Source organism: Streptomyces sp. NPDC050264, from assembly GCF_040655895.1.
Taxonomy (GTDB): Bacteria; Actinomycetota; Actinomycetes; order Streptomycetales; family Streptomycetaceae; genus Streptomyces.
In genome coordinates this window covers 78415-97496 of the sequence record NZ_JBFAKV010000030.1, presented here as the reverse complement: position 1 = coordinate 97496, position 19082 = coordinate 78415, and the positions used below count along the sequence as shown (strand labels likewise).

Annotated in this window: 20 protein-coding genes; 16 read left to right on the top strand and 4 right to left on the bottom strand. The window is 71.1% G+C overall.

Features of this window, described 5'->3' with window-relative positions:
- Positions 1 to 12: 12 nt before the first annotated feature.
- Positions 13 to 459 carry a MarR family transcriptional regulator gene (locus AB0J02_RS37580; protein ID WP_363198362.1) on the bottom strand — a complete coding sequence of 149 codons (447 nt, stop codon included), beginning with the start codon at positions 457 to 459 and terminating at the stop codon, positions 13 to 15.
- Between the two features lie 169 nt (positions 460 to 628).
- Between AB0J02_RS37580 and AB0J02_RS37575 the strand changes: the two genes are divergently transcribed.
- Entirely contained in the window at positions 629 to 1594 is a 966-nt protein-coding gene (locus AB0J02_RS37575; RefSeq protein ID WP_363198361.1) for an alpha/beta hydrolase, read from the top strand.
- A gap of 47 nt (positions 1595 to 1641) precedes the next feature.
- Here AB0J02_RS37575 and AB0J02_RS37570 read toward each other — a convergent pair whose 3' ends face one another.
- Together AB0J02_RS37570 and AB0J02_RS37565 are read right to left on the bottom strand one after the other, a co-directional pair.
- Positions 1642 to 2427, bottom strand: coding sequence for an SAM-dependent methyltransferase (locus AB0J02_RS37570; protein WP_363198360.1), 786 nt, complete (start codon positions 2425 to 2427; stop codon positions 1642 to 1644).
- 191 nt (positions 2428 to 2618) lie between these two features.
- On the bottom strand, positions 2619 to 2789 hold the full coding sequence (locus AB0J02_RS37565) for a hypothetical protein (protein WP_363198359.1): 171 nt from the start codon (positions 2787 to 2789) through the stop codon (positions 2619 to 2621).
- A gap of 553 nt (positions 2790 to 3342) precedes the next feature.
- Here AB0J02_RS37565 and AB0J02_RS37560 point away from each other — a divergent pair.
- The 3 genes from AB0J02_RS37560 (at position 3343) to AB0J02_RS37550 (ending at position 4987) form a co-directional block, all read left to right on the top strand.
- On the top strand, positions 3343 to 3915 hold the full coding sequence (locus tag AB0J02_RS37560; RefSeq protein ID WP_363198358.1) for an alpha/beta hydrolase: 573 nt from the start codon (positions 3343 to 3345) through the stop codon (positions 3913 to 3915).
- Positions 3916 to 4128: 213 nt separating this feature from the next.
- A complete protein-coding gene (locus AB0J02_RS37555; RefSeq protein ID WP_363198357.1) occupies positions 4129 to 4482 on the top strand; it encodes a PRC-barrel domain containing protein in 354 nt (117 codons plus the stop codon).
- A gap of 202 nt (positions 4483 to 4684) precedes the next feature.
- Positions 4685 to 4987 (top strand): hypothetical protein, encoded by a 303-nt coding sequence (locus AB0J02_RS37550; protein WP_363198356.1) that lies wholly within the window; start codon positions 4685 to 4687, stop codon positions 4985 to 4987.
- Positions 4988 to 5022: 35 nt separating this feature from the next.
- On the opposite strand, the gene AB0J02_RS37545 is transcribed toward AB0J02_RS37550, so the two are convergent.
- A complete protein-coding gene (locus AB0J02_RS37545; RefSeq protein WP_363198355.1) occupies positions 5023 to 6057 on the bottom strand; it encodes a polyprenyl synthetase family protein in 1035 nt (344 codons plus the stop codon).
- A gap of 374 nt (positions 6058 to 6431) precedes the next feature.
- Here AB0J02_RS37545 and AB0J02_RS37540 point away from each other — a divergent pair, with 374 nt between their 5' ends.
- The 12 genes from AB0J02_RS37540 (at position 6432) to AB0J02_RS37485 (ending at position 19044) form a co-directional block, all read left to right on the top strand.
- Positions 6432 to 6698: a DUF4235 domain-containing protein gene (locus AB0J02_RS37540; RefSeq protein WP_363198354.1), complete on the top strand. Its 267-nt coding sequence runs from the start codon at positions 6432 to 6434 to the stop codon at positions 6696 to 6698.
- A gap of 176 nt (positions 6699 to 6874) precedes the next feature.
- On the top strand, positions 6875 to 7387 hold the full coding sequence (locus tag AB0J02_RS37535; protein ID WP_363198353.1) for an SRPBCC family protein: 513 nt from the start codon (positions 6875 to 6877) through the stop codon (positions 7385 to 7387).
- Positions 7380 to 9005 carry an NAD(P)/FAD-dependent oxidoreductase gene (locus AB0J02_RS37530; RefSeq protein ID WP_363198352.1) on the top strand — a complete coding sequence of 542 codons (1626 nt, stop codon included), beginning with the start codon at positions 7380 to 7382 and terminating at the stop codon, positions 9003 to 9005. Before AB0J02_RS37535 ends, AB0J02_RS37530 begins: the two co-directional genes overlap by 8 nt.
- Positions 9006 to 9025: 20 nt before the next feature.
- Positions 9026 to 9931 carry an SDR family oxidoreductase gene (locus AB0J02_RS37525; RefSeq protein ID WP_363198351.1) on the top strand — a complete coding sequence of 302 codons (906 nt, stop codon included), beginning with the start codon at positions 9026 to 9028 and terminating at the stop codon, positions 9929 to 9931.
- 9 nt (positions 9932 to 9940) lie between these two features.
- Positions 9941 to 12412: an excinuclease ABC subunit UvrA gene (gene uvrA, locus AB0J02_RS37520; protein ID WP_363198350.1), complete on the top strand. Its 2472-nt coding sequence runs from the start codon at positions 9941 to 9943 to the stop codon at positions 12410 to 12412.
- 74 nt (positions 12413 to 12486) lie between these two features.
- Entirely contained in the window at positions 12487 to 13389 is a 903-nt protein-coding gene (locus AB0J02_RS37515; RefSeq protein WP_363198349.1) for an NADP-dependent oxidoreductase, read from the top strand.
- 95 nt (positions 13390 to 13484) lie between these two features.
- On the top strand, positions 13485 to 13661 hold the full coding sequence (locus AB0J02_RS37510) for a hypothetical protein (RefSeq protein WP_363198348.1): 177 nt from the start codon (positions 13485 to 13487) through the stop codon (positions 13659 to 13661).
- Between the two features lie 95 nt (positions 13662 to 13756).
- The gene (locus AB0J02_RS37505; protein ID WP_363198347.1) at positions 13757 to 14263 is read left to right on the top strand and encodes a MarR family transcriptional regulator; all 507 of its coding nucleotides are present in this window, start codon (positions 13757 to 13759) and stop codon (positions 14261 to 14263) included.
- 183 nt (positions 14264 to 14446) lie between these two features.
- The gene (locus AB0J02_RS37500; protein ID WP_363198346.1) at positions 14447 to 15619 is read left to right on the top strand and encodes a PP2C family protein-serine/threonine phosphatase; all 1173 of its coding nucleotides are present in this window, start codon (positions 14447 to 14449) and stop codon (positions 15617 to 15619) included.
- Positions 15620 to 15845: 226 nt separating this feature from the next.
- Positions 15846 to 17492, top strand: coding sequence for a PP2C family protein-serine/threonine phosphatase (locus tag AB0J02_RS37495; RefSeq protein ID WP_363198345.1), 1647 nt, complete (start codon positions 15846 to 15848; stop codon positions 17490 to 17492).
- Positions 17489 to 18598: a cobalamin-dependent protein gene (locus AB0J02_RS37490; protein WP_363198344.1), complete on the top strand. Its 1110-nt coding sequence runs from the start codon at positions 17489 to 17491 to the stop codon at positions 18596 to 18598. The genes AB0J02_RS37495 and AB0J02_RS37490 overlap by 4 nt, the downstream gene beginning before the upstream one ends.
- Positions 18595 to 19044: an STAS domain-containing protein gene (locus tag AB0J02_RS37485; protein ID WP_363198343.1), complete on the top strand. Its 450-nt coding sequence runs from the start codon at positions 18595 to 18597 to the stop codon at positions 19042 to 19044. Before AB0J02_RS37490 ends, AB0J02_RS37485 begins: the two co-directional genes overlap by 4 nt.
- The last annotated feature ends 38 nt before the right edge of the window (positions 19045 to 19082 follow it).

Sequence of the window (19082 nt, the reverse complement as noted above, 5' to 3'; positions counted from 1 at the left end):
GGAGGTGCCGGGTCAGGTGCGGTTGACGTTGGCGGTGAGCAGCCGGAGCAGTTGTTTGGCCGTGGCGTCCTGCTCGGGGGTCAGGCCCATGGCGTCGCCGATGGCCAGCGGGACGGCGCGGGCCTTCTCCTGGAGATCCACGCCGGCCTCGGTGAGGCTGACGGTCACCGAGCGCTCGTCGTCCGCGCGTCGCTGCCGAAGTATCAGGCCGCCGGCCTCCAGCCGTTTCAGCAGCGGGGAGAGGGTGCTGGACTCCAGCTGGAGCGCGGTCCCCAACTCGCTGACAGAGGCCGAGTGCTGATCCCAGAGCACCAGCATGACCAGGTACTGCGGATAGGTCAGCCCCAGCTCTTCCAGCAGGGGCCGGTAGCGCGCGGTCACCGACCGCGAGGCGGCGTACAGAGCGAAGCACAGCTGATCCCGGAGGAGGAGTGAGCCCTGTTCTGCGGCGTGGTCCACGAGCGCGGTCCTAACGTCGAATCTCGGCACCGTCCACTTTACCAGTTCCTTATGTCCACGATCGTATACGGTGCGATTAAGTTGTGCACGACTCAGTCGGGAGGTACCTTTCATGGCGTCCCCTTCGGACGGTCATCCGGCCGCCGACACGACCCCTGAGGAGCACCTCATGTCCGAGTCCGTCACGCCCCCGGTGCTGGAACCGGCTGCCGCCGCCTTCGCCGAGGCCACCGCGAACCCGCCCTACCTCTTCGATCTCGGTCCGGTCGAGGGCCGCAAGGCTGTCGACGAGGTGCAGTCCGGTGAGATCGGCAAGCCGGAGATCGCCGAGGAGTGGATCACCATCGAGGGCGGGCCCACCGGCTCGGTCCGGGCCCGCATCGTCCGGCCCGCCGACGCGGAGGGGACGCTGCCGGTCATCGTCTACATCCACGGCGCGGGCTGGGTCTTCGGCAACGCCCACACGCACGACCGGCTCGTGCGCGAACTCGCCGTCGGCGCACGGGCGGCCGTCGTCTTCCCCGAGTACGACCTGTCTCCCGAGGCCCGCTACCCGGTCGCGATCGAGCAGAACTACGCCGTCGCCCAGTGGGTCGTCCGTGAGGGGGCCGACAACGGCCTGGACGCCACGCGCATCGCGGTGGCCGGCGACTCCGTCGGCGGAAACATGACCGCCGCGCTGACCCTGATGGCCAAGGAGCGCGGCGACGTGCCGCTGGTCCAGCAGGTGCTCTTCTACCCCGTCACCGACGCGTCCTTCGACACCCCGTCGTACCACCAGTTCGCCGAGGGGTACTTCCTCCGCCGCGACGCCATGCAGTGGTTCTGGGACCAGTACACCACCGACGAGAAGCAGCGGGCCGAGATCACCGCCTCACCGCTGCGCGCCACCACCGAGCAGCTGCAGGGTCTGCCCCCGGCCCTTGTCATCACCGGCGAGGCCGACGTGCTGCGGGACGAGGGCGAGGCCTACGCGAGCAAGCTCCGGGAGGCCGGCGTTGCGGTCACGGCCGTGCGCTACCAGGCCGTCATCCATGACTTCGTGATGCTCAACCCGCTGCGCGAGACCCACGCGGCCGAAGCCGCCATCAACCAGGCCGTCGCCACCCTGCGCACGGCTCTCGGCACGGTGTAACCCCCCACCGCCTCGGTCCGTAGCCCGGGCGGCACACGCCGCCCGGGCTACGGCACGCGCGCCACGCCGACGTAGAAGCCGCTCGTCTCCTGCTCGGGAGCGGGGGAGTCCTTGTACCACTTGGTCGCCGTGACCAGCCCTGGATCCACCAGCTCAAGGCCCTCGAAGAACGGCTCGATCTCCGCCCGCGTGCGCATACGCAAGGGGATCTCGCCCTTGCGGTAGGTGGTGGTCACCGACTGCACGAGGTGCGGGTGCTCATCCGTGGTGCCGTGGGAGAACATGAAGTAGCTGCCCGAGGGCAGCGCGTCGAGAAGGGTCCGCGTCAGGCCGTACGGGTCCTCGTCGTCGGTGACGAAGTGCATCAGCGCGATCATCGACAGCGCGATGGGCCGGGTGAAGTCCAGGAACGACCGCGCGTGGTCGAGGATCATCTCCGGCCGGCGGACGTCGGCCTCCACGTAGTCGGTGGCCCCCTCCGCGCTGCTGACCAGGAGCGCCTCCGCGTGCCGCAGCACGATGGGGTCGTTGTCGGCGTACGCGATCCGTGCCGAGGGCACGATGCCCTGCACGATCTGGTGCAGGTTCGGCTCGGTCGGTATCCCCGTGCCGATGTCGAGGAACTGGTCCATGCCCTTACCGGCCAGCCAGGCTGCCGCGCGGTGCATGAACGCGCGGTTGCGCATGGCGTTGTGGCGCGCCTCGAGCGGCAGCTTCTCCGCCACTTCCTGGTCGACCAGATAGTTGTCCTTGCCGCCCAGCAGCCAGTCGTAGACGCGCGCCGGATGGGGCTTGCTCGTGTCGATTCGGCTTCCGGAGAACTGTGCCGTCATGCCTGACTCCAGCGTGCGTTGGCGAGACCGTGAAGGACCTGGTGATTATGCCATTGGCCATGCCCTCACTCAGAGCGCCGTGGCGGCGGTGATCGCGTCGAGGGCCGCGGTCAGTTCCTTGCCGGCGTGCGTCCGGGTCCAGCTCCGGTGTGCGGGGTCGTACCGGCGGGGCACCGTCTCGACGAGCATGATCAGGTACAGGTAGGCGCGGTACGGCTGGTAGCACAGGTCATGGAGTCGTTCCAGAGGGCCAGGCCGCCGCCTGTGGCGTAGCCGGTCAGGAAGTCCTCGTCCTCTTCTATTTCTACGTCACCGAACAGGGCGAGGGAGACGAACCCGGCGACCGGATCGCCGTAGAACATGCGCTCGCCGTCGATGATGCCGCTGAGCGTGCGGTTGCCCGGCGGGCCGGGTGGCGTCGTCCAGGACGTCCGCGGCCGAGGCGAGTAATTTGCGAAGGGGCGGGCGGGGTACCCGTAGGCAGGGCCGGTCAGTGTGTGCAGCCGTGCCGCGTGACCGACCAACTCCTCGCGCAGCGAGCCACGTTCGCGTGCCCTCAGCTCCTGATCGACCTGGTGCCAGGGGATTCCGGGGCGCTCGGTCGCGCGGCACGGGCACTCCGTCGACCCTGTCCGCGCTCAGCAGATCGTGCTCGTAGGTCATCGAGGACCCGGCGGCGCCGGGCGGCGGCACTCCACTCCAGGATGTCCTCGGGGGCGACGGAGGCCGCGGCGAGCGCGCGGACCACCGACGGGCTGAGCGGCTGACTCATGTGCGCTCCTGACGAGTGCGGGTGTGGGTGTGAGAGGTCGGCCCTCCCACTCAACCCGCACCTCAACTCGCCGGAATATTCCAGAGGTTGAAGGGTCTCAAGTCGTGACAATGTCAGCCCTTCACGTGGCAGGAGAGGCGTGCATGGCGACGTTCGTTCTCGTTCCGGGCGGGTGGCACGGCGGCTGGTACTACTCCGGCCTCGCCGACCGGCTCGGGCAGGCCGGACACCGGGCTCTGCCCGTCACGCTCATCGACGACGTGCTCGCCGTGCTGGAGTCCGAGCGGGTCACCGATGCCGTTCTCGTCGGTCACAGCTACGCGGGCATGGTGATCACCGGCGTCGCCGACCGCGCGGCTGCCGGTGTGGTGCGACGCCTGGTCTACAGCGATGCCTACGTTCCGGAACACGGGCAGTCCTGTTGGGAGTTGACCACCGAGGCGTTCCGGGAGCTCTTCCTCGAAGGTGCCGCGGCGGACGGCTTCTCGGTCCAGCCGCCGTCCGGCCTGGACCCCCGGGCCACCGCACACCCCCTCGCGTCGTTCCTCCAGCGGCTGACGCTCGGCGCCGGCGGCCTGGACCGGATCGAGACGCGCGACTACGTGTACTTGTCCGGGTGGGCGGGGGACCCCGTTCACCGAACTCCACAAGCGTCTCTCCGTGGATCCGCGATGGCGCACGCACGTGCTGGACTGCAGTCACCACGTCATGCGTGACGCGTTGGACGACTTCCGGCGCATCCTGCTGCTCGGCCCGTGAACCGGCAGGGCCGCGCCCCCAACTAGCGGGCAGATACATGAGGTTGTCACCTTCGCGGGACGTTTCGGCCGAGGCGCGGAGGACAGGTGGGGTGTCAGACAGACGGAGACGACTCCGGAGAACATCCGACACAGTCCGCGGACAGCGCTCGCGGCGGAGAGGACAGACCCATGAACGACAGCGTCCAGGTCTCCGGCACCACGAGTGAGTACCTCGCGCCTCCGGACCTCGTCGGCTACGCGGTCGAGGCGAGCGACGGCACGATCGGCAAGGTCGACCGCTACTCGGCGGAGGTCGGCCCGGACCATCTCGTCGTCGACACGGGCGGACCACTGCTCAGCAAGAAGGTGCTGCTGCCGCGGTGGGCCGTCGCGCGCGTCGACGAAGCGAACCGGACCGTGCACGTGGCCCACGCGCAGGGCCGGATCAAGGCGGCCCCGCGCTTCGACAGAGACATGCGCGTCACCGACGCCGGTTATCGCGCGCAGATCGACGACCACTACCGCCAGAAGCCCGCGCACTGACGGGCGTACGACAGACAACGGGGTGACCCACGCGTGAGAAGGGGAAGCACCCTTCGCGTGGGCACCCCTGTCCTGTTCCGTGAAGATTGCGCACCGCCCCCGCGTCCGGCCGGGTGACCGGGCCTTCGCCGGTGATTACCTGCCGGGGCGCACACGACCGTGCGGTCGACCATGTGATCCCTAGAACGACAGGAGGGGCGGCATGCCCACACTCCACTTGAAGACGCTCAAGTGCGTGGAGCAGGAGGACTGGACCTTCCACGACGACGTCCTCCTCAAGGTCAACGGCGCCACGGTGGAGTTCACCTCGATGGACAAGGGTGAGAAGCACTCCGTGGACCAGTACATATCGTTCGAGGGGAAGGCCGTCGTCAAGCTCTACGAGGCCGACTACGGGGCCGATGACGACGACTTCCTCGGTGCTCACGCGGTCAAGCGGGGCAGCGGAGTCCTGCACTTCACGCGGGACGACGCCACTTACCAGCTGACCTACGCGGTGAGCTGAGTCCCTCCCGCTGATCGCGCCCGGTGCGGGCGTGATCAGCGGGACCTGGTCGCCATCCGGCGGGCGAGAGCGCGCAGGCCGTCGGAGGCCTCGGGCGGAAGGTCGCAGCCGTACAGGGCGTCGAGGGCGCGGCCGAGGTGGTGCTGGGCGAGTGTGTGCGCGGCGGCGTGCCCTCCGAGGGCCTCGACCAGGACGGTGGCCTCGCGTGTCTGCGCCGCGTCGAGCGCCGAGTCCGTGTCGAGCAGGTCACGGAGCCGACCGGCGCCCCGCCCGGGAGCGTGCAGGGCGGCCACCACCGGCAGTGTCTTCTTCCGCGCGGCGAGGTCACTGCCGACGGGCTTGCCGGTGCGGCGCGGGTCGCCCCAGATGCCGAGGATGTCGTCGGCGATCTGGAAGGCGATGCCCGCATGACGTCCGAAACGCTCCAACGCCTCGACGACCGCCGCCGGTGCGCCTGCGAGCAGCGCGGCCAACTCGCAGGCCGCCGCGGTCAGCGCGCCCGTCTTGCCCGCCGCCATGGACACGTACTCCGCCACGCTGACCTGGCGCTCGTTCTCGAAGGCGAGGTCGTCGCTCTGGCCTCGCACCAGGTCGTCCATCACGCGTACGCACGCGTCGACGGCTCTGATGTCCTCGGTGTCCGTGAGCACGCGCAGCGCGAGTGTCAGCAGGGCGTCACCGGCCAGGAGCGCGGCCGGTGTGCCGTAGGCGACCCAGGCCGCCGGCCGGCCGCGGCGGGTTCTGTCGCCGTCCATGATGTCGTCGTGCAGCAGCGAGAAACCGTGCAGCAGCTCGACGGTCACGGCCGCCGTGATCGCGCGCCGGGGCTCGGGACCGCAGCGGGCGGCGGCCAGGGCCAGACGGGCCCGTAGCGCCTTCCCACGGGGCCGGGTGTGCTGGTGTTGTCCGCCGTCCGGGTCGAAGCCCATGTGATACGCCGCCACGGGACGCACCCGGGGCGGCAGCCGGTCGAGAGCGGACAGGAGCGCCGCGTCGACCTCGACCGGATCGGCGGCGTCGGACGCGGGATCGGACAGCGGGGAGGCGGGACAGGTCTCGGACGGAGTCATGGGCTCTCGGAAATCGGTGTGGTGCGAGGGTGTGCCCCCTCGTCGGGCCGTGCGCCCGGGCACCTGCGGCTGTCCGGCCGTAGGACTCGGCGGTCGGGGAGGCGGGGCGAGCCGGCCGGCAGCGCAGTGCGGCTCCGCCGAGCGAACGACCACGGCCACCGTACTTCAGACGCTGTACGGAGTCCGACGACGGCCTCGGCCGAGTCGCGCCGTCGGCCGCTGCGCCGTACAGCTGGCGAGTGGCCCCGGCAGGTTCGCCGTGCAGCGGACTGGGCACGCGGTGGGGGCGGCTGGACGACACGGCCGACGGACCGCCTGTGGCGCTCGGCCGCAGGTGCGAACAAGAGGGCAACAAGGGCATCCGGGAGGCACCGATGAATTTCGTGAAGATCGCCTACAAGCCGCTCGGCATCGGGCTCGGCATGGCGTCGGGTGCGGTGGCGGGCGCCGTGTTCCAGCAGGTCTGGAAGCGGCTCGGGCATGAGGACGACGCACCCGATGCCACGGACGAGCAACGCCACTGGCGCGAGATCCTGGTCGCCGCCGCGCTGCAGGGGGCCATCTTCGCCGTGGTCCGGGCGGCCGTCGAACGAGGCGGCGCGCGCACCACACAACGGCTCACCGGCGTCTGGCCGGACTGAGCCCGCCGAAGCCGTAGCCGAAGCCCCCGGCGGAATGTGCGGCCCGGCGCAGGTCATGCCTTACTGGACGTGGCCAGGGGGCGCCCCTCGTAGGGCCAATGTTGAGGAGCGCGGATCGGGGCACCCGGCGGGAGCACCGGCAGGACCGAACCCCCACGCGAACGCGGGAGGCAGCAATGGCGCGGCGTCATCGAATGGTCAAGGCAAGTCCCGCGGCGGTGTGGACCGTCCTCGCGGACGGCAGCCGGTACGCGGACTGGGTGGTGGGGACGTCGTCGTCCCAGCCCGTGAGCGGCCGGTGGCCGAGTGTCGGGGCGGCCATCGAGTACGAGGTGTCGCTCGGCCCCGTACGGCTCACCAACGAGACGGTCGTCCGCCACTGTGAACCCGGCACCCTGCTGGAGCTGGAGGCGAAAGCGGGGTTTCTGGGCACCGCGCGGATCTCCTTGCAGCTACGGCCGTGGGGCGAGCACTGTCTGGTGACAGTCGACGAACACCCGCTGCACGGCGCGGCCGGCACCCTGCACAACTTCGGGGTGGAGGCCGTGATCCAGCTGCGGCACCGCGCGATGCTCGCCCGCCTGGCCCGGGTCTGCGAAGCCGAACAGGCACACTCCAAGAACGCCGACGACCCGGCGACCGCCGGGAGTGGTGCCCGCCACGGCGCGGGCGGAGCGGCTCATGCCTGACGCTGTGGTGATCGGGGCGGGGCCCAACGGGCTCGTCGCGGCGAACCTGCTGGCGGATGCCGGCTGGAGCGTGACGGTGCTCGAAGAGCAGCCGGAGGCCGGCGGCGCGGTGCGCCACGACCGCGGCGTGGACCCGGACTTCGTCAACGATCTCTTCAGCTCGTTCTACCCGTTGGCTGCTGCGTCCCCGGTACTGGAACAGCTTCGGCTGCATGAGCACGGCTTGCGGTGGAGCCATGCGCCCAGCGTGCTGGCGCACCCCCTCACCGACGGCCGCTGCGCGGTCCTGGACCGCAGGATCGACGTCACAGCCGCTTCACTGGAGCGCTTCGCGCCCGGGGACGGTGCGGCCTGGCGGCGGCTGCACGACGTATGGGAAGACGTCCGCCCCGACATCCTGGGAGCGCTGTTCACCCCCTTCCCGCCCATCCGTTCGGGCGCGCGGCTCGCCTACCGGCTCCGGTCGGCCGGCGGTCTGCGCCTGGCCCGCTCACTGGTGCTCCCGGCACGCCGGCTGGGCGAGGAGGAGTTCACCGGCGAGGGCGGCCGGATCCTGCTCGCGGGCAACGCGCTCCACGCCGACCTCGCGCCCGAGGCGGCGGGCAGTGGCGGGTTCGGCTGGCTCATGGCGATGCTGGGGCAGACCTACGGCTTCCCCGTGCCGGTCGGCGGCGCCGGTGAACTCGTGCGCGCACTGGTCGCCCGGCTGGAGGCACGCGGCGCGACGGTGCAGTGCGGCCGCAAGGCGGAGGAGATCGTCGTGCGGGGCGGACGGGCGGTCGCGGTACGTACGGCGGACGGCGAGACCGTGAGCGCGTCGCGTGCCGTGCTCGCGGACGTGTCGGTGCCCGCGCTGTACGGCGAACTCGTCGCTCCCGAGCACCTGCCGTCCCAGCTCATGGACGACCTGCGCCGCTTCCAATGGGACTTCAGCACCTTCAAGGTGGACTGGGCGCTCGACGGGCGGGTGCCCTGGCAGGCCGAGGAAGCAGCCGGCGCGGGCACCGTCCACCTGGCCGACGGCGTCGACGAACTCACCCGGTTCGCCGCACAGATCGCCATGGGCCAGGTGCCCGACCGTCCCTTCCTGCTCTTCGGCCAGATGACCACCTCGGACGCCTCCCGCTCACCCAGCGGGACCGAGTCCGCGTGGGCCTACACCCACGTGCCGCAGCACATCCGGGGTGACGCGGGAGACGAGAAGCTCTCCGGAACCTGGGACCGCTCGGAGCAGGAACTCATGGCCGACCGGATGGAGCGGCAGGTGGAGCGGTTCGCTCCCGGCTTCCGTTCGACGATCCGCGCTCGCCGCGTTCTGGCCCCGCCCACCTTGGAAGCCCTCGATCGCAATCTGCACGGGGGCGCGATCAACGGCGGCACCGCGGCCATGCATCAGCAGCTCGTCTTCCGGCCCGCGCCGGGCACCGGCCGCGCGGAGACCGCGGTCACCGGCCTGTATCTCGCGTCCGCGGGGGCCCACCCCGGCGGCGGGGTCCATGGGGCGCCGGGTGCCAACGCGGCGCGCGCCGCGCTGCGCCGCCGGGCACCGGCCCCGCTGGCCGCGGTGCAGCGCGTGTTGGCAGGCCGTGACCGTACGGGCCGCACGTCTCAGCAGTGACCGGGAAAGGGCGGACACGCATGCAGGACAGCCCGTTGGCAGGCCGCACGGTCGTGGTGACCGGGGCCGCACGAGGCCTGGGCGCAGGCCTCGCCCGGGAACTCGCCCACCGCGGGGCCCGGATCGCGCTGCTCGGCCACGAGAAGGCGGCCCTCGAAAACGTGGCGGCCGGCCTGCCCACGCAGGCACTCGCGCTCGAAACGGACGTCACCGACGCCGAGGCGCTGCGGGCCGCGGCGGACACCGTGCGGACCCGGCTGGGGCGGCCGTCCGTGGTGGTCGCCAATGCGGGAATCGCGGAAGCGGGATCGCTCCACACGATGGACCAGCGGTCGTGGCGCCGCGTCATCGACGTGAACCTCATCGGGAGCGCGCTGACCGGGCAGACCTTCCTGCCGGACCTGGTGCACACCCGCGGCTACTACCTGCAGATCGCTTCGCTGGCCGCCGTCGGGGCCGTACCCATGATGAGCGCGTACTGCGTCTCCAAGGCCGGGGCGGAGGCCTTCGCCCACGCCCTGCGCACCGAAACGGCGCACCTGGGCGTCGCGGTGGGCGTCGCCTATCTCAACTGGGTCGACACCGAGATGCTCCACGACGCGGACAGCGATCCCGCGCTCCGGGACGTGCGCTCCATGCTGCCGCCCCCGGCCCGCCGTATCTCCCCGGTGGGACCTGTCGTCGACAAGCTCGCGCACGCCGTCGAACACCGCCGAACCTCCGTCTACCTACCCGCCTGGCTGCGCCTCGTCCAGACGGGACGGGGTCTGCTGCCGCCCGTGATCAGCCGCGTCGCCCGCGCCCACTTCGAGCGCCTGGCGGCGGGCCAGCCCCTCCAGCAGTCGGGCCCTTTGGGTCAGGGCGGCCGCGCCGACCAGGACACGTCGGATCGGAGCCGGGGCGCGGATCTCCGCCGGATCAGGTAGTCAGGAGTGGTGGAGAACAACCCTTCCGACCGGTTCGTGCGGGTACGGGGCGCGAACGAGCACAACCTGCGGAACGTCGACGTCGACGTGCCCCGGGACGCGATGGTCGCGTTCACCGGAGTCTCCGGTTCGGGCAAGTCCTCGCTCGCCTTCGGCACGCTCTACGCCGAGGCCCAGCGCCGGTACTTCGAGTCCGTCGCGCCGTACGCGCGCCGTCTGCTGCAGCAGGTCGGCGCGCCGCAGGTCCAGGAGATCACCGGGCTGCCGCCCGCCGTGGCGCTGCAGCAGCGCCGCGGAACCCCGACGTCGCGGTCCACGGTCGGCACCCTCACCACACTCTCCAACCTCCTGCGCATGCTCTACTCGCGGGCCGGCGACTACCCGCCGGACACCGAACGCCTGGAGGCCGAGGCGTTCTCGCCCAACACCGCGGCCGGCGCCTGCCCGCACTGCCACGGGCTCGGCGTCGTGCACGACGTCGCCGAGGACCTGCTCGTCCCCGACCCGTCGCTGAGCATCCGCGACGGGGCGATCGCGGCCTGGCCGGGCGCCTGGCAGGGGGCGAATCTGCGCAGCGTCGTCAGCGGCCTCGGCATCGACATCGACAAGCCGTGGCGCAAGCTCAGGAAGAAGGACCGGGACTGGCTGCTCTACACCGATGAACAGCCGTCCGTCCTCATCGAGCCGGAAGAGGACCGCATCGACTACGGCTACTACGGCAAGTTCTGGAGCGCCCGCGCGCACGTCATGCACGTCCTCGCCGACTCCAAGAGCGAGCGCATGCGCGAGCGGGCCCTGCGGTTCGTCCGGAGCGTGCCCTGCCCGGAGTGCGAGGGCAGCGGCCTCGGACCGGAGGCGCTCACGGTGACGTTCGCCGGTCACACCATCGCCGAGATCAACGCGCTGCCCCTCACCGACGTGGTGAAGCTCCTACGGCCCGTCGCGGACCTGCCCGACGCGGGAGCCGCCACCGAGAACGCCGGGTCGGGGGAGAGGACCGAGGTGGCGGTCCGTATCTGCGCCGACATCGTCGCCCGCGTGTCCGTGCTGCTCGACCTCGGTCTGGGCTACCTCGGCCTCGGCCGTCGCTCCACGACGCTGTCGCCCGGCGAGGCACAGCGACTGCGGATCGCCACCCAGCTGCGTTCGGGGCTCTTCGGAGTCGTGTACGTGCTCGACGAGCCCTCCGCGGGACTGCATCCGGCGGACGCGGAGCCCCTGCTGGACGTGCTGGACCGGCTGAAGGCGGCGGGCAACTCGCTGTTCGTCGTGGAGCACGACCTGGACGTCGTACGGCGGGCGGACTGGGTCGTCGACATCGGTCCCGGCGCGGGCGAGGGCGGCGGCCGGGTGCTCTACAGCGGTCCGGTGCCCGGCCTGGAACAGGTGGCGGAGTCGGCCACGAGCCGGTACCTGTTCGGCCGCGCGGAACCGCTCGAGAACCGTCCCCGCACGCCGCAGGGCTGGCTGCGCCTGGGCGGCGTCTCCCGGCACAACCTCCACGACGTGTCCGTGGCCGTCCCGCTGCGCGTGCTGACGGCCGTCACCGGAGTATCGGGATCCGGGAAGTCGACGCTGGTCACCCAGGTGCTGGCCGACGTCGTACGCGACCACCTCGGACCGGCGCCCGACGAGCCCGACGAGACGGTGGCCGGAATCGAAGTGGGGGAGGTCTCGGGCCTGGAGACCTTCGACCGCCTGGTCCGGGTCGACCAGCGGCCCATCGGTCGCACCCCCCGGTCCAACCTGGCCACGTACACGGGGATGTTCGACGCGGTACGCAAGCTGTACGCGGGAACGGACGAGGCGACGGCCCGCGGATACACGGCCGGGCGGTTCTCCTTCAACGTCGCCGAGGGGCGCTGCGAGACCTGCCGGGGGGAGGGGTTCGTCGCGGTCGAACTGCTCTTCCTGCCCGGCACCTACGCGCCGTGCCCGACCTGCCAGGGCACGCGGTACAACGCCGAGACACGTGAAGTGACCTACCGGGGAAAGAACATCGCGGACGTGCTGGCGATGTCCGTCGACACCGCCGCCCAGTTCCTCGCCGACGTCCCGAGCGCGGCCCGGAGCCTCGACACCCTCCAGGAGGTGGGCCTGGGGTACCTGCGGCTCGGCCAGCCGGCCACCGAGCTCAGCGGCGGCGAGGCCCAGCGCATCAAACTCGCCACCGAGCTGCAGCGGGCCCGGCGCGGTCACGCGCTCTATCTGCTCGACGAGCCGACGGCGGGGCTGCACCCCGCCGACATCGCGCTCCTGCTGAAGCAGTTGCACCGGCTCGTCGACGCGGGCAACACGGTCGTCCTGGTCGAACACGATCTGGACACCGTCGCCACCGCCGACTGGGTCATCGACCTCGGCCCCGGTGGCGGCGACGCGGGCGGCCGCGTGATCGCCACCGGGCCGCCCGCGAAGATCGCCCGGGCCAAGCGCAGCGCCACCGGCCGGTATCTGTCGCCTCGGCTCACGCACAGCCGGTGACCCACCCGCCGTGACATACGGTGTTCGAGGCCCGCGGTGGACGCGCCACCTCGGGGTCGAGATCGGAGTGCACGATGAAGGCGGTCCGCTTCAGCCGGTTCGGGGGCCCGGAGGTCCTCGAGATCGTGGATCTCCCCGCACCGCATCCGGGGCCGGGACAGATCCGGATCGCGGTGCGCGCGGCAGGCGTCAACCCGAGCGACTGGAAGAAGCGCCAGGGCCTGATGGACGAGGACCTCCCGCAGACCATGGGCCACGAGGCGGCGGGCGTCGTCGACGAGCTCGGCGAGGGCGTGACGGATGTGGCGGTCGGCGACCGCGTGTTCGGCTTCTCCGCCGAGCCCGCGTCCCAGGCCGAACTGGCGGTGCTGTCCCACTACGCGCCGGTCCCGCCGTCGCTCGACTTCTCCGGCGCCGCCGCGCTGCCCGCGGCCATCGAGACGGCCACGCGCGCGCTCGACCAGCTCGGTGTCGGGGAGGGCGGCACGCTGCTCGTCAACGGCGCCTCCGGCAGCGTCGGCAGCGCCGCGGTCCAGCTCGCCGTGGCGCGCGGCGCACGCGTGATCGGCACCGCGAGCCCGGCCAACCACGAGTACCTCCGATCCCTCAAGGCCGAGCCGGTCGCGTACGGCGAAGGTCTCGTCGAGCGGGTTCGCGCGCTCGCGCCCGAGGGTGTCGACGTGGCGCTCGACGTCGCGGGCAGCGGTGTCCTGCCCGAGCTCATCAACCTCGCCGGCGGTCCGGAGCACGTCGTGACGATCGCCGACTTCGCGGGTGCGCGGGAGCACGGGGTGCTGTTCAGCCGTGGGGACAGCGGCCGCGCGCTCCACGCGCTCGCCGGGATCGGTGAGTTGATCGAGGCGGGCCGCTTCTGGCTGCCGGTCGCGCGGGCCTTCCCCCTCGCCGAGGTCGCGGAGGCGCATCGCGCCGGCGAGAGCGGTCACGTACGGGGGAAGCTCGTCCTGCTGGTCGACTGATCCGGTATCGACGACCTCGTACGCTGCCGATCATCCGCTTGTTCTTTCTGTATCTGCTTGCGTATCGGAACGGATCATTGATGACCGTTTCCGACATGAATGATCGGAGTGAACACGATGAGTACGTCAGCGGCGTACGGGCCGAACTGACCGGCGGCTACTGGCTCGACACCCCCGGCCGGGGCGGGCGCGACGCGGACGGCTGCCGCTGGTGCGAGGAACTGCTGAAGGCCGAGGCCGCCGCCAGGGCACGGCGGAAGGGGCCGGCGTGATGCGGGCGGAGCACACCGGGCCCACGCGGTAAGGCCGCGATGGGCGGTAGGCTCGTCCATTGTCGACCCCCACTTTCGGACGGGAGGGTGCTGGGATGCCGCGGAGTCTGCCCTCCCGCACCCCTGAGCACGTGGCCCAGGTCGCGTGCCATGTGTCGGAACTGCTCGAGGTGCTGTGGGGACGCGGCCAGGAAGCCGCGTCGACCGGGCCGCTCCCGCCGTCGCAGTTCCGGGCGTTGACGGTGATCGAGGACCAGCAGCGGGTCAATCAGCGGGCCCTGGGCGAGGCGCTCGGATCGCGCCCGTCCTCGGTGAGCCGCCTGTGCGACCGGCTGGAGGCCGCGGGCCTGGTGGAACGGCTGGCCAGCACCACCAGTCGCCGAGAGGTGGATCTGCGGCTGAGCCGTCGCGGATCCGCCGTTCTCGATGACTTCCGGGCCTCTCGCGCACGCGAGATCGAGGCAGTGCTGCAGAGCATGTCACCGGCGCATCTGCGCACGTTGGCCGAGGGGCTTGAGCAGTTCCAGGATGCCGCCGCCGCGCACATCGGCCCGGGCGCTGCCCGGGGCGGAGCGGAAGGTCCCTCGGAAGCCATCGCCTGACCGGCTGGAGTCAGGGCCCTTCCGGCGGATCGGCGCGGGATAGAATCGTTCGATAGTTGCCTGATGGCAATTTTTTTTGGTGCTGTGACGTCCCGTTCGGCTCGTAGGTGCGGTTCGGCGGCGTCTGGCGCCCGCTCTCGCCTCCTGCTCGGCAGCCGGCTCGACCCATTGAAGAAGGCTGTCGTGAAGAACTTCCTGGCCGCGGAACACGCCGTCCGCACTGCCGCGCCCTTCGAACTCCTGGATGCGGTGCGCGCGACGCTGGTCGAGCACTACGACGCCCTGAGTGTCGAACTGTTGATGGCCGACTACGGTCTCACCGTCCTGCAGCCGGTGACGGAGTTGCCGCACACCTCCGAACCGCTGTCCGTCAACGGCACCCCGGCAGGCCGGGCCTTCGCCAGCCAGGACCCACTCAGTCATGCCGTCAGCGGCGGGGGAGCGGTGGATCTCTTCCTGCCGGTGACCGTCCGCGGCGACCGGCTCGGCATCCTCACCGTGCGGGTTCCGGAGGAGAGATGCACGCCGGAGGAGGTGGCGGAGCTGACCGCCCTCGCGGAGATCCTCGGCCGCGAGATCGTCGTCGCCGACCGGGACACCGACGTCTATCTGCAGGCGCGCAGGGCCAGCCGCCTCACCCTGGCGGCCGAGATGCAGTGGCAGCTGCTGCCGGGGCGGGCCTGCACCCGCACGGAATACGCGATCGGCGCACAGCTGGAGCCCGCGTACGCCATCCACGGCGACAACTTCGACTGGGCCGTGACCAGCGAGACGCTCACCCTCACCATCACGAACGGGATGGGGGAGGGGATCGAAGCCGCGCTCCTGACCAACCTCGCCGTCAACGCCCTGCGCAACGCCCGGAGGGCCGGAATCGGCATCGCCGATCAGGCGGCCCTCGCCGACCAGGCGCTCTACGCGCAGCACCGGGGCGAGGAGTACGTCTCGACCCTGCTGCTCTCCTTCGAGCTGGAGACGGGCCGTGTGCGGGCGGTGGACGCGGGCTCGCCCCAACTGTGGCGCCAGCGCGGCATGACAGTGGAGCACATCCCCTTCGAGGCGCAACTTCCTCTCGGCATGTTCGAGGAGTCCCAATACGTCGCTCAGGAGTTCCAGGTGCGGCCGGGCGACCGTCTGCTGTTCGTCAGTGACGGCGTCTACGCGGCACTGTCCGAGACGGGCGAGGAATACGGCGAGCGGATGCTCGCGCGGGCGATCCAGGCAGCGAGCCTCCTGCCGGCGTCGGCGGTGCCCCGCGCGATCCTGCAGGAGCTGGCGGACCACCTGAACGCCGTCGCCGACGATGACGCCCTCGTCGTGTGTTTGGACTGGTTCGGGCGCGAAACCCGGGCCTGAGCCGGAATCTTCGCGGGCGCCGGGGCGAAGCGCCCGGGGTGGTGGTTGCCAGGCACCCTCAGCCGTGCAACTGTTGCCCTATGGAAACTGTAATCGTGCACGCTGAAACCGGAGCGGGACAACTCCGCTCCCGTCAGCGACGGTTGCTGTCCTGAGATTCCCCAGCGAAGGGTGGTGGGGATCCGCAGTACGCGGGTCCCACGTGATGGTTTCCCCCACGGAGCCGATGAGCTCCCGAGGTGTCGACGCGGCTACCGCTGTCGGCCCGCGCGACCCGTATCCGACAGTCACCGTGGACGAAGCGGGCCGCGTCCTGTCCTGTAACGACCAGGCGAACGCGCTTCTCGAAGGCCTGCGCGCCGGTGCGCTGTTGGTGGACACAGCGCCTGCCTGGCTGGCCGAGGCCCACGCCGAGGTACTCAAGAGCGAGGACCCCGGTCTGCCGGTGGCGTGGGGCCGCGTCGACGAGCGGACGGTGGACGCCTTTCCCAGCCGCGGGGCCGACGGTGCGGTGTCCTGGTGGCTGGTCGACGACGGTGATCTGCGGTTCGCCCGCGATCAGTTGGAGAGCGAGCGGACCCGCTCGCGGGTTCTGCAGGAGGTCTCCAGCGAGCTTCTCGCATCGCTGAACGCGGACCGCTGCATGGAGGTCACCGCCCGCATGGCTGCGCAGCATCTCGCGGACGCGGCGGTCATCGTCGGCGTCCGCGCCGGCCGCACGTACCCGGTCACCCGTTGTACGACCGGGGGTGAGGTGGTGCAGGAGAAGATCTCGCTGGACCCCGGCGACCTGCCCGGCCTGTCGGAGGCGCTGCTGGGTTTCCCGCCGGTGCCCTCGCGCTGGATCGACCCGGCCCAGGTCCCCGCGTGGGCGATCCCGGCGCAGTTCACGGCCGGCGGCGGACGGATCGGCTCGGTCGTGGTGGTCCCGCTGCCCGGGCACGGCCTGCCCGCCGGCGCGATCGTGATGATGCGGCAGAGCGAGGAGGCGGCGTTCACCGAGGCCGAGGAGGCCTTCGCCCGGCTGTTCGCGGCCCGCGCCGGTGCCGCCCTGTCGGCCGCCCGGATATACGCCGAGCAGACGCACATCACCGACGTACTGATGCGGGAGCTGCTGCCGCCGGTGCTGCAGGGCGTACGCGGCGTCGACTTCTCCGGCCGTTACCGCGCGGCCGCCGCCAGCGAACGGATCGGCGGTGACTTCTACGACGTCTACCCCGCCGACAGCGACGAGGCGGAGACGTTCGCGGTCCTGGGTGACGTGTGCGGCAAGGGCCTTGAGGCAGCCGTGCTCACGGGAAAGATCCGCAACACGATCGAGGCGCTGCTGCCCTTCGCGGCCGACCACCACCGGGTGCTCACGCTGCTGAACAACGCGCTTCTCACCTCGCACCACACACGGTTCGCGACGCTGGCCCTGGCCTCGGTGCAGCGCGAGGGCAGTCGCGTGCGGCTGCGGGTGTCCAGCGCCGGTCATCCCACCCCGCTCATCGTGCGCAGCGACGGCCGGGTCGAGGAAGCCGATACGCAGGGCATGCTGATCGGCGCCCTGCCCACGGAGATGGTCAAGGTCACCACGGCGACGGTGGAACTCGCGCCGGGGGAGACCTGCCTGCTGTACTCCGACGGCATCACCGAGGCGCACGGCGGCCCGCTCGGCGACGTCATGTTCGGTGAGCAGCGGCTGCGCAACACGCTGGCCCGGTGCGCGGGCCTGCCGGCCGAAGCGGTCACCGAGTACGTACAGATGGTCGCTTCGCAGTGGGTCGACGGGGGCCCGCACGACGACATGGCCGTGCTGGCCATCACCGCACCGCGAAACAACCATCTCACCGCGGTGGACGGACATACTCGGGGCAGGTTCACAGCATGACAACAGGTGAGACAACCGCCGGCGCCCCCGCGGCGCTGACCTACGACGATCTGCGCGAGCAACTGTGGCGAGCACTGATCGACTGCGACGCCACGCACGCCGTCGCGCTCGTACGGTTCGCCGTGGGCGAGGGCGAACCCGCACAGGTCACGGCGGTCGCCGAGCGGGTGCTCCTCGAACTCATCGCCCCGGCGCAGGAGCGGATCGGCGTCGAATGGGCGGCCAACAGGATCACCGTCGCGCAGGAGCACGCGGCGACCGCGATCAACGAGCGATGCGTCTCCGCCGTCGCCGACGCGGCCGCGCCCTCCCTGGCCGGCCCGACGCGGGGCCGCGTGACGGTGGCGTGCGTGGACGGCGAATGGCACGCGCTGCCCGCCCGCCTGGTCGCCGAAGTCCTGCGCCTGCGGGGATGGAGCGTCGACTACCTGGGAGCGCAGGTGCCCACCGAGCACCTCATCGCCCACCTCCACCAGCGTCCGTCCGACGCGGTGCTGCTCTCCTCCTCGATCCCCTCCCACCTGCCCACCGCCCACACGGCGATCAGCTCCTGCCAGACGACCGGCACGCCCGTCCTGGCCGGGGGCGCCGCGTTCGGCCGGCAGGGCCGCTACGCCCACCGGATGCAGGCGGCCTGGGCGCCGGACGCCGTCGGCGCGCACCTGCTGTTGGAGCAGGGCCTGGAGCGGCCCACCGTCGACGCGGCCCGTCTGCCCGACCTGGATCTGCCGCACCTCTCCGACCAGGAGTACACCCTGGTCAGACAGACGAAACGGCAACTGGTCAAGCAGACGCTCGCCGATGTCGAGGACGCCTACCCACCGATGCGCTCCTACAGCGAGCCGCAACGGGAGCGCACGGCCGAGGACATCGACCACATCGTCACCTTCCTCGTCACCGCCCTCTACGTCGACGACGCCGAACTGTTCACGACGTTCATCGCCTGGACCGCGGGCATTCTCGATGCCAGAGGTGTCCCTCCGCAGAGCCTGCTGCCCGCACTGGACTCACTGCTGCACCAGCTGAAGGACTTCCCGCGCGCCACCGGAATCCTCACCGGAGCCCGCAAGGCCCTGACCGTTCCCGGACCGGGGCGGGCCGCATGACCACCTACGCCGCACTGAACCTCAGCACGTCCGCGTCACGCGACGGCGTACTCGTCCTTCAGGTCGACGGAGCGCTCGACTACGACACCAGCGGCTACTTCCTCAAGTACGCCACCCAGGCCCTGGCAGATCACCCCGACACCCGCGCCCTGCGCCTCGACTGCGCCGGTCTGAGCGGTGTCGACTCGATGGGCCTGTCCACCCTCCTCGGGCTGCGCCGCCGGCTCGACCAGGCCGACGCGACGCTGCACATCGATGAGCGCTCCCCGCGGCTGGACCGGCTGCTGACCATCACCGGCACCTTCGAGTACCTCGTCGGAGCGGCCGCGTCGGCAGAGGCCGAACAGGAGTCGAAGGGCGCCGAGTCCGAGTCCGGGCCGGGCTCCGAGAGCGATCAGTCCGACGGTTCGAAAACTGGCAGGCGTGCGGGCGGAGTGTCGGGGTAAGCGGGCGAGGCAGGGAAGAAAGCCGGTTCGAAGGGGCG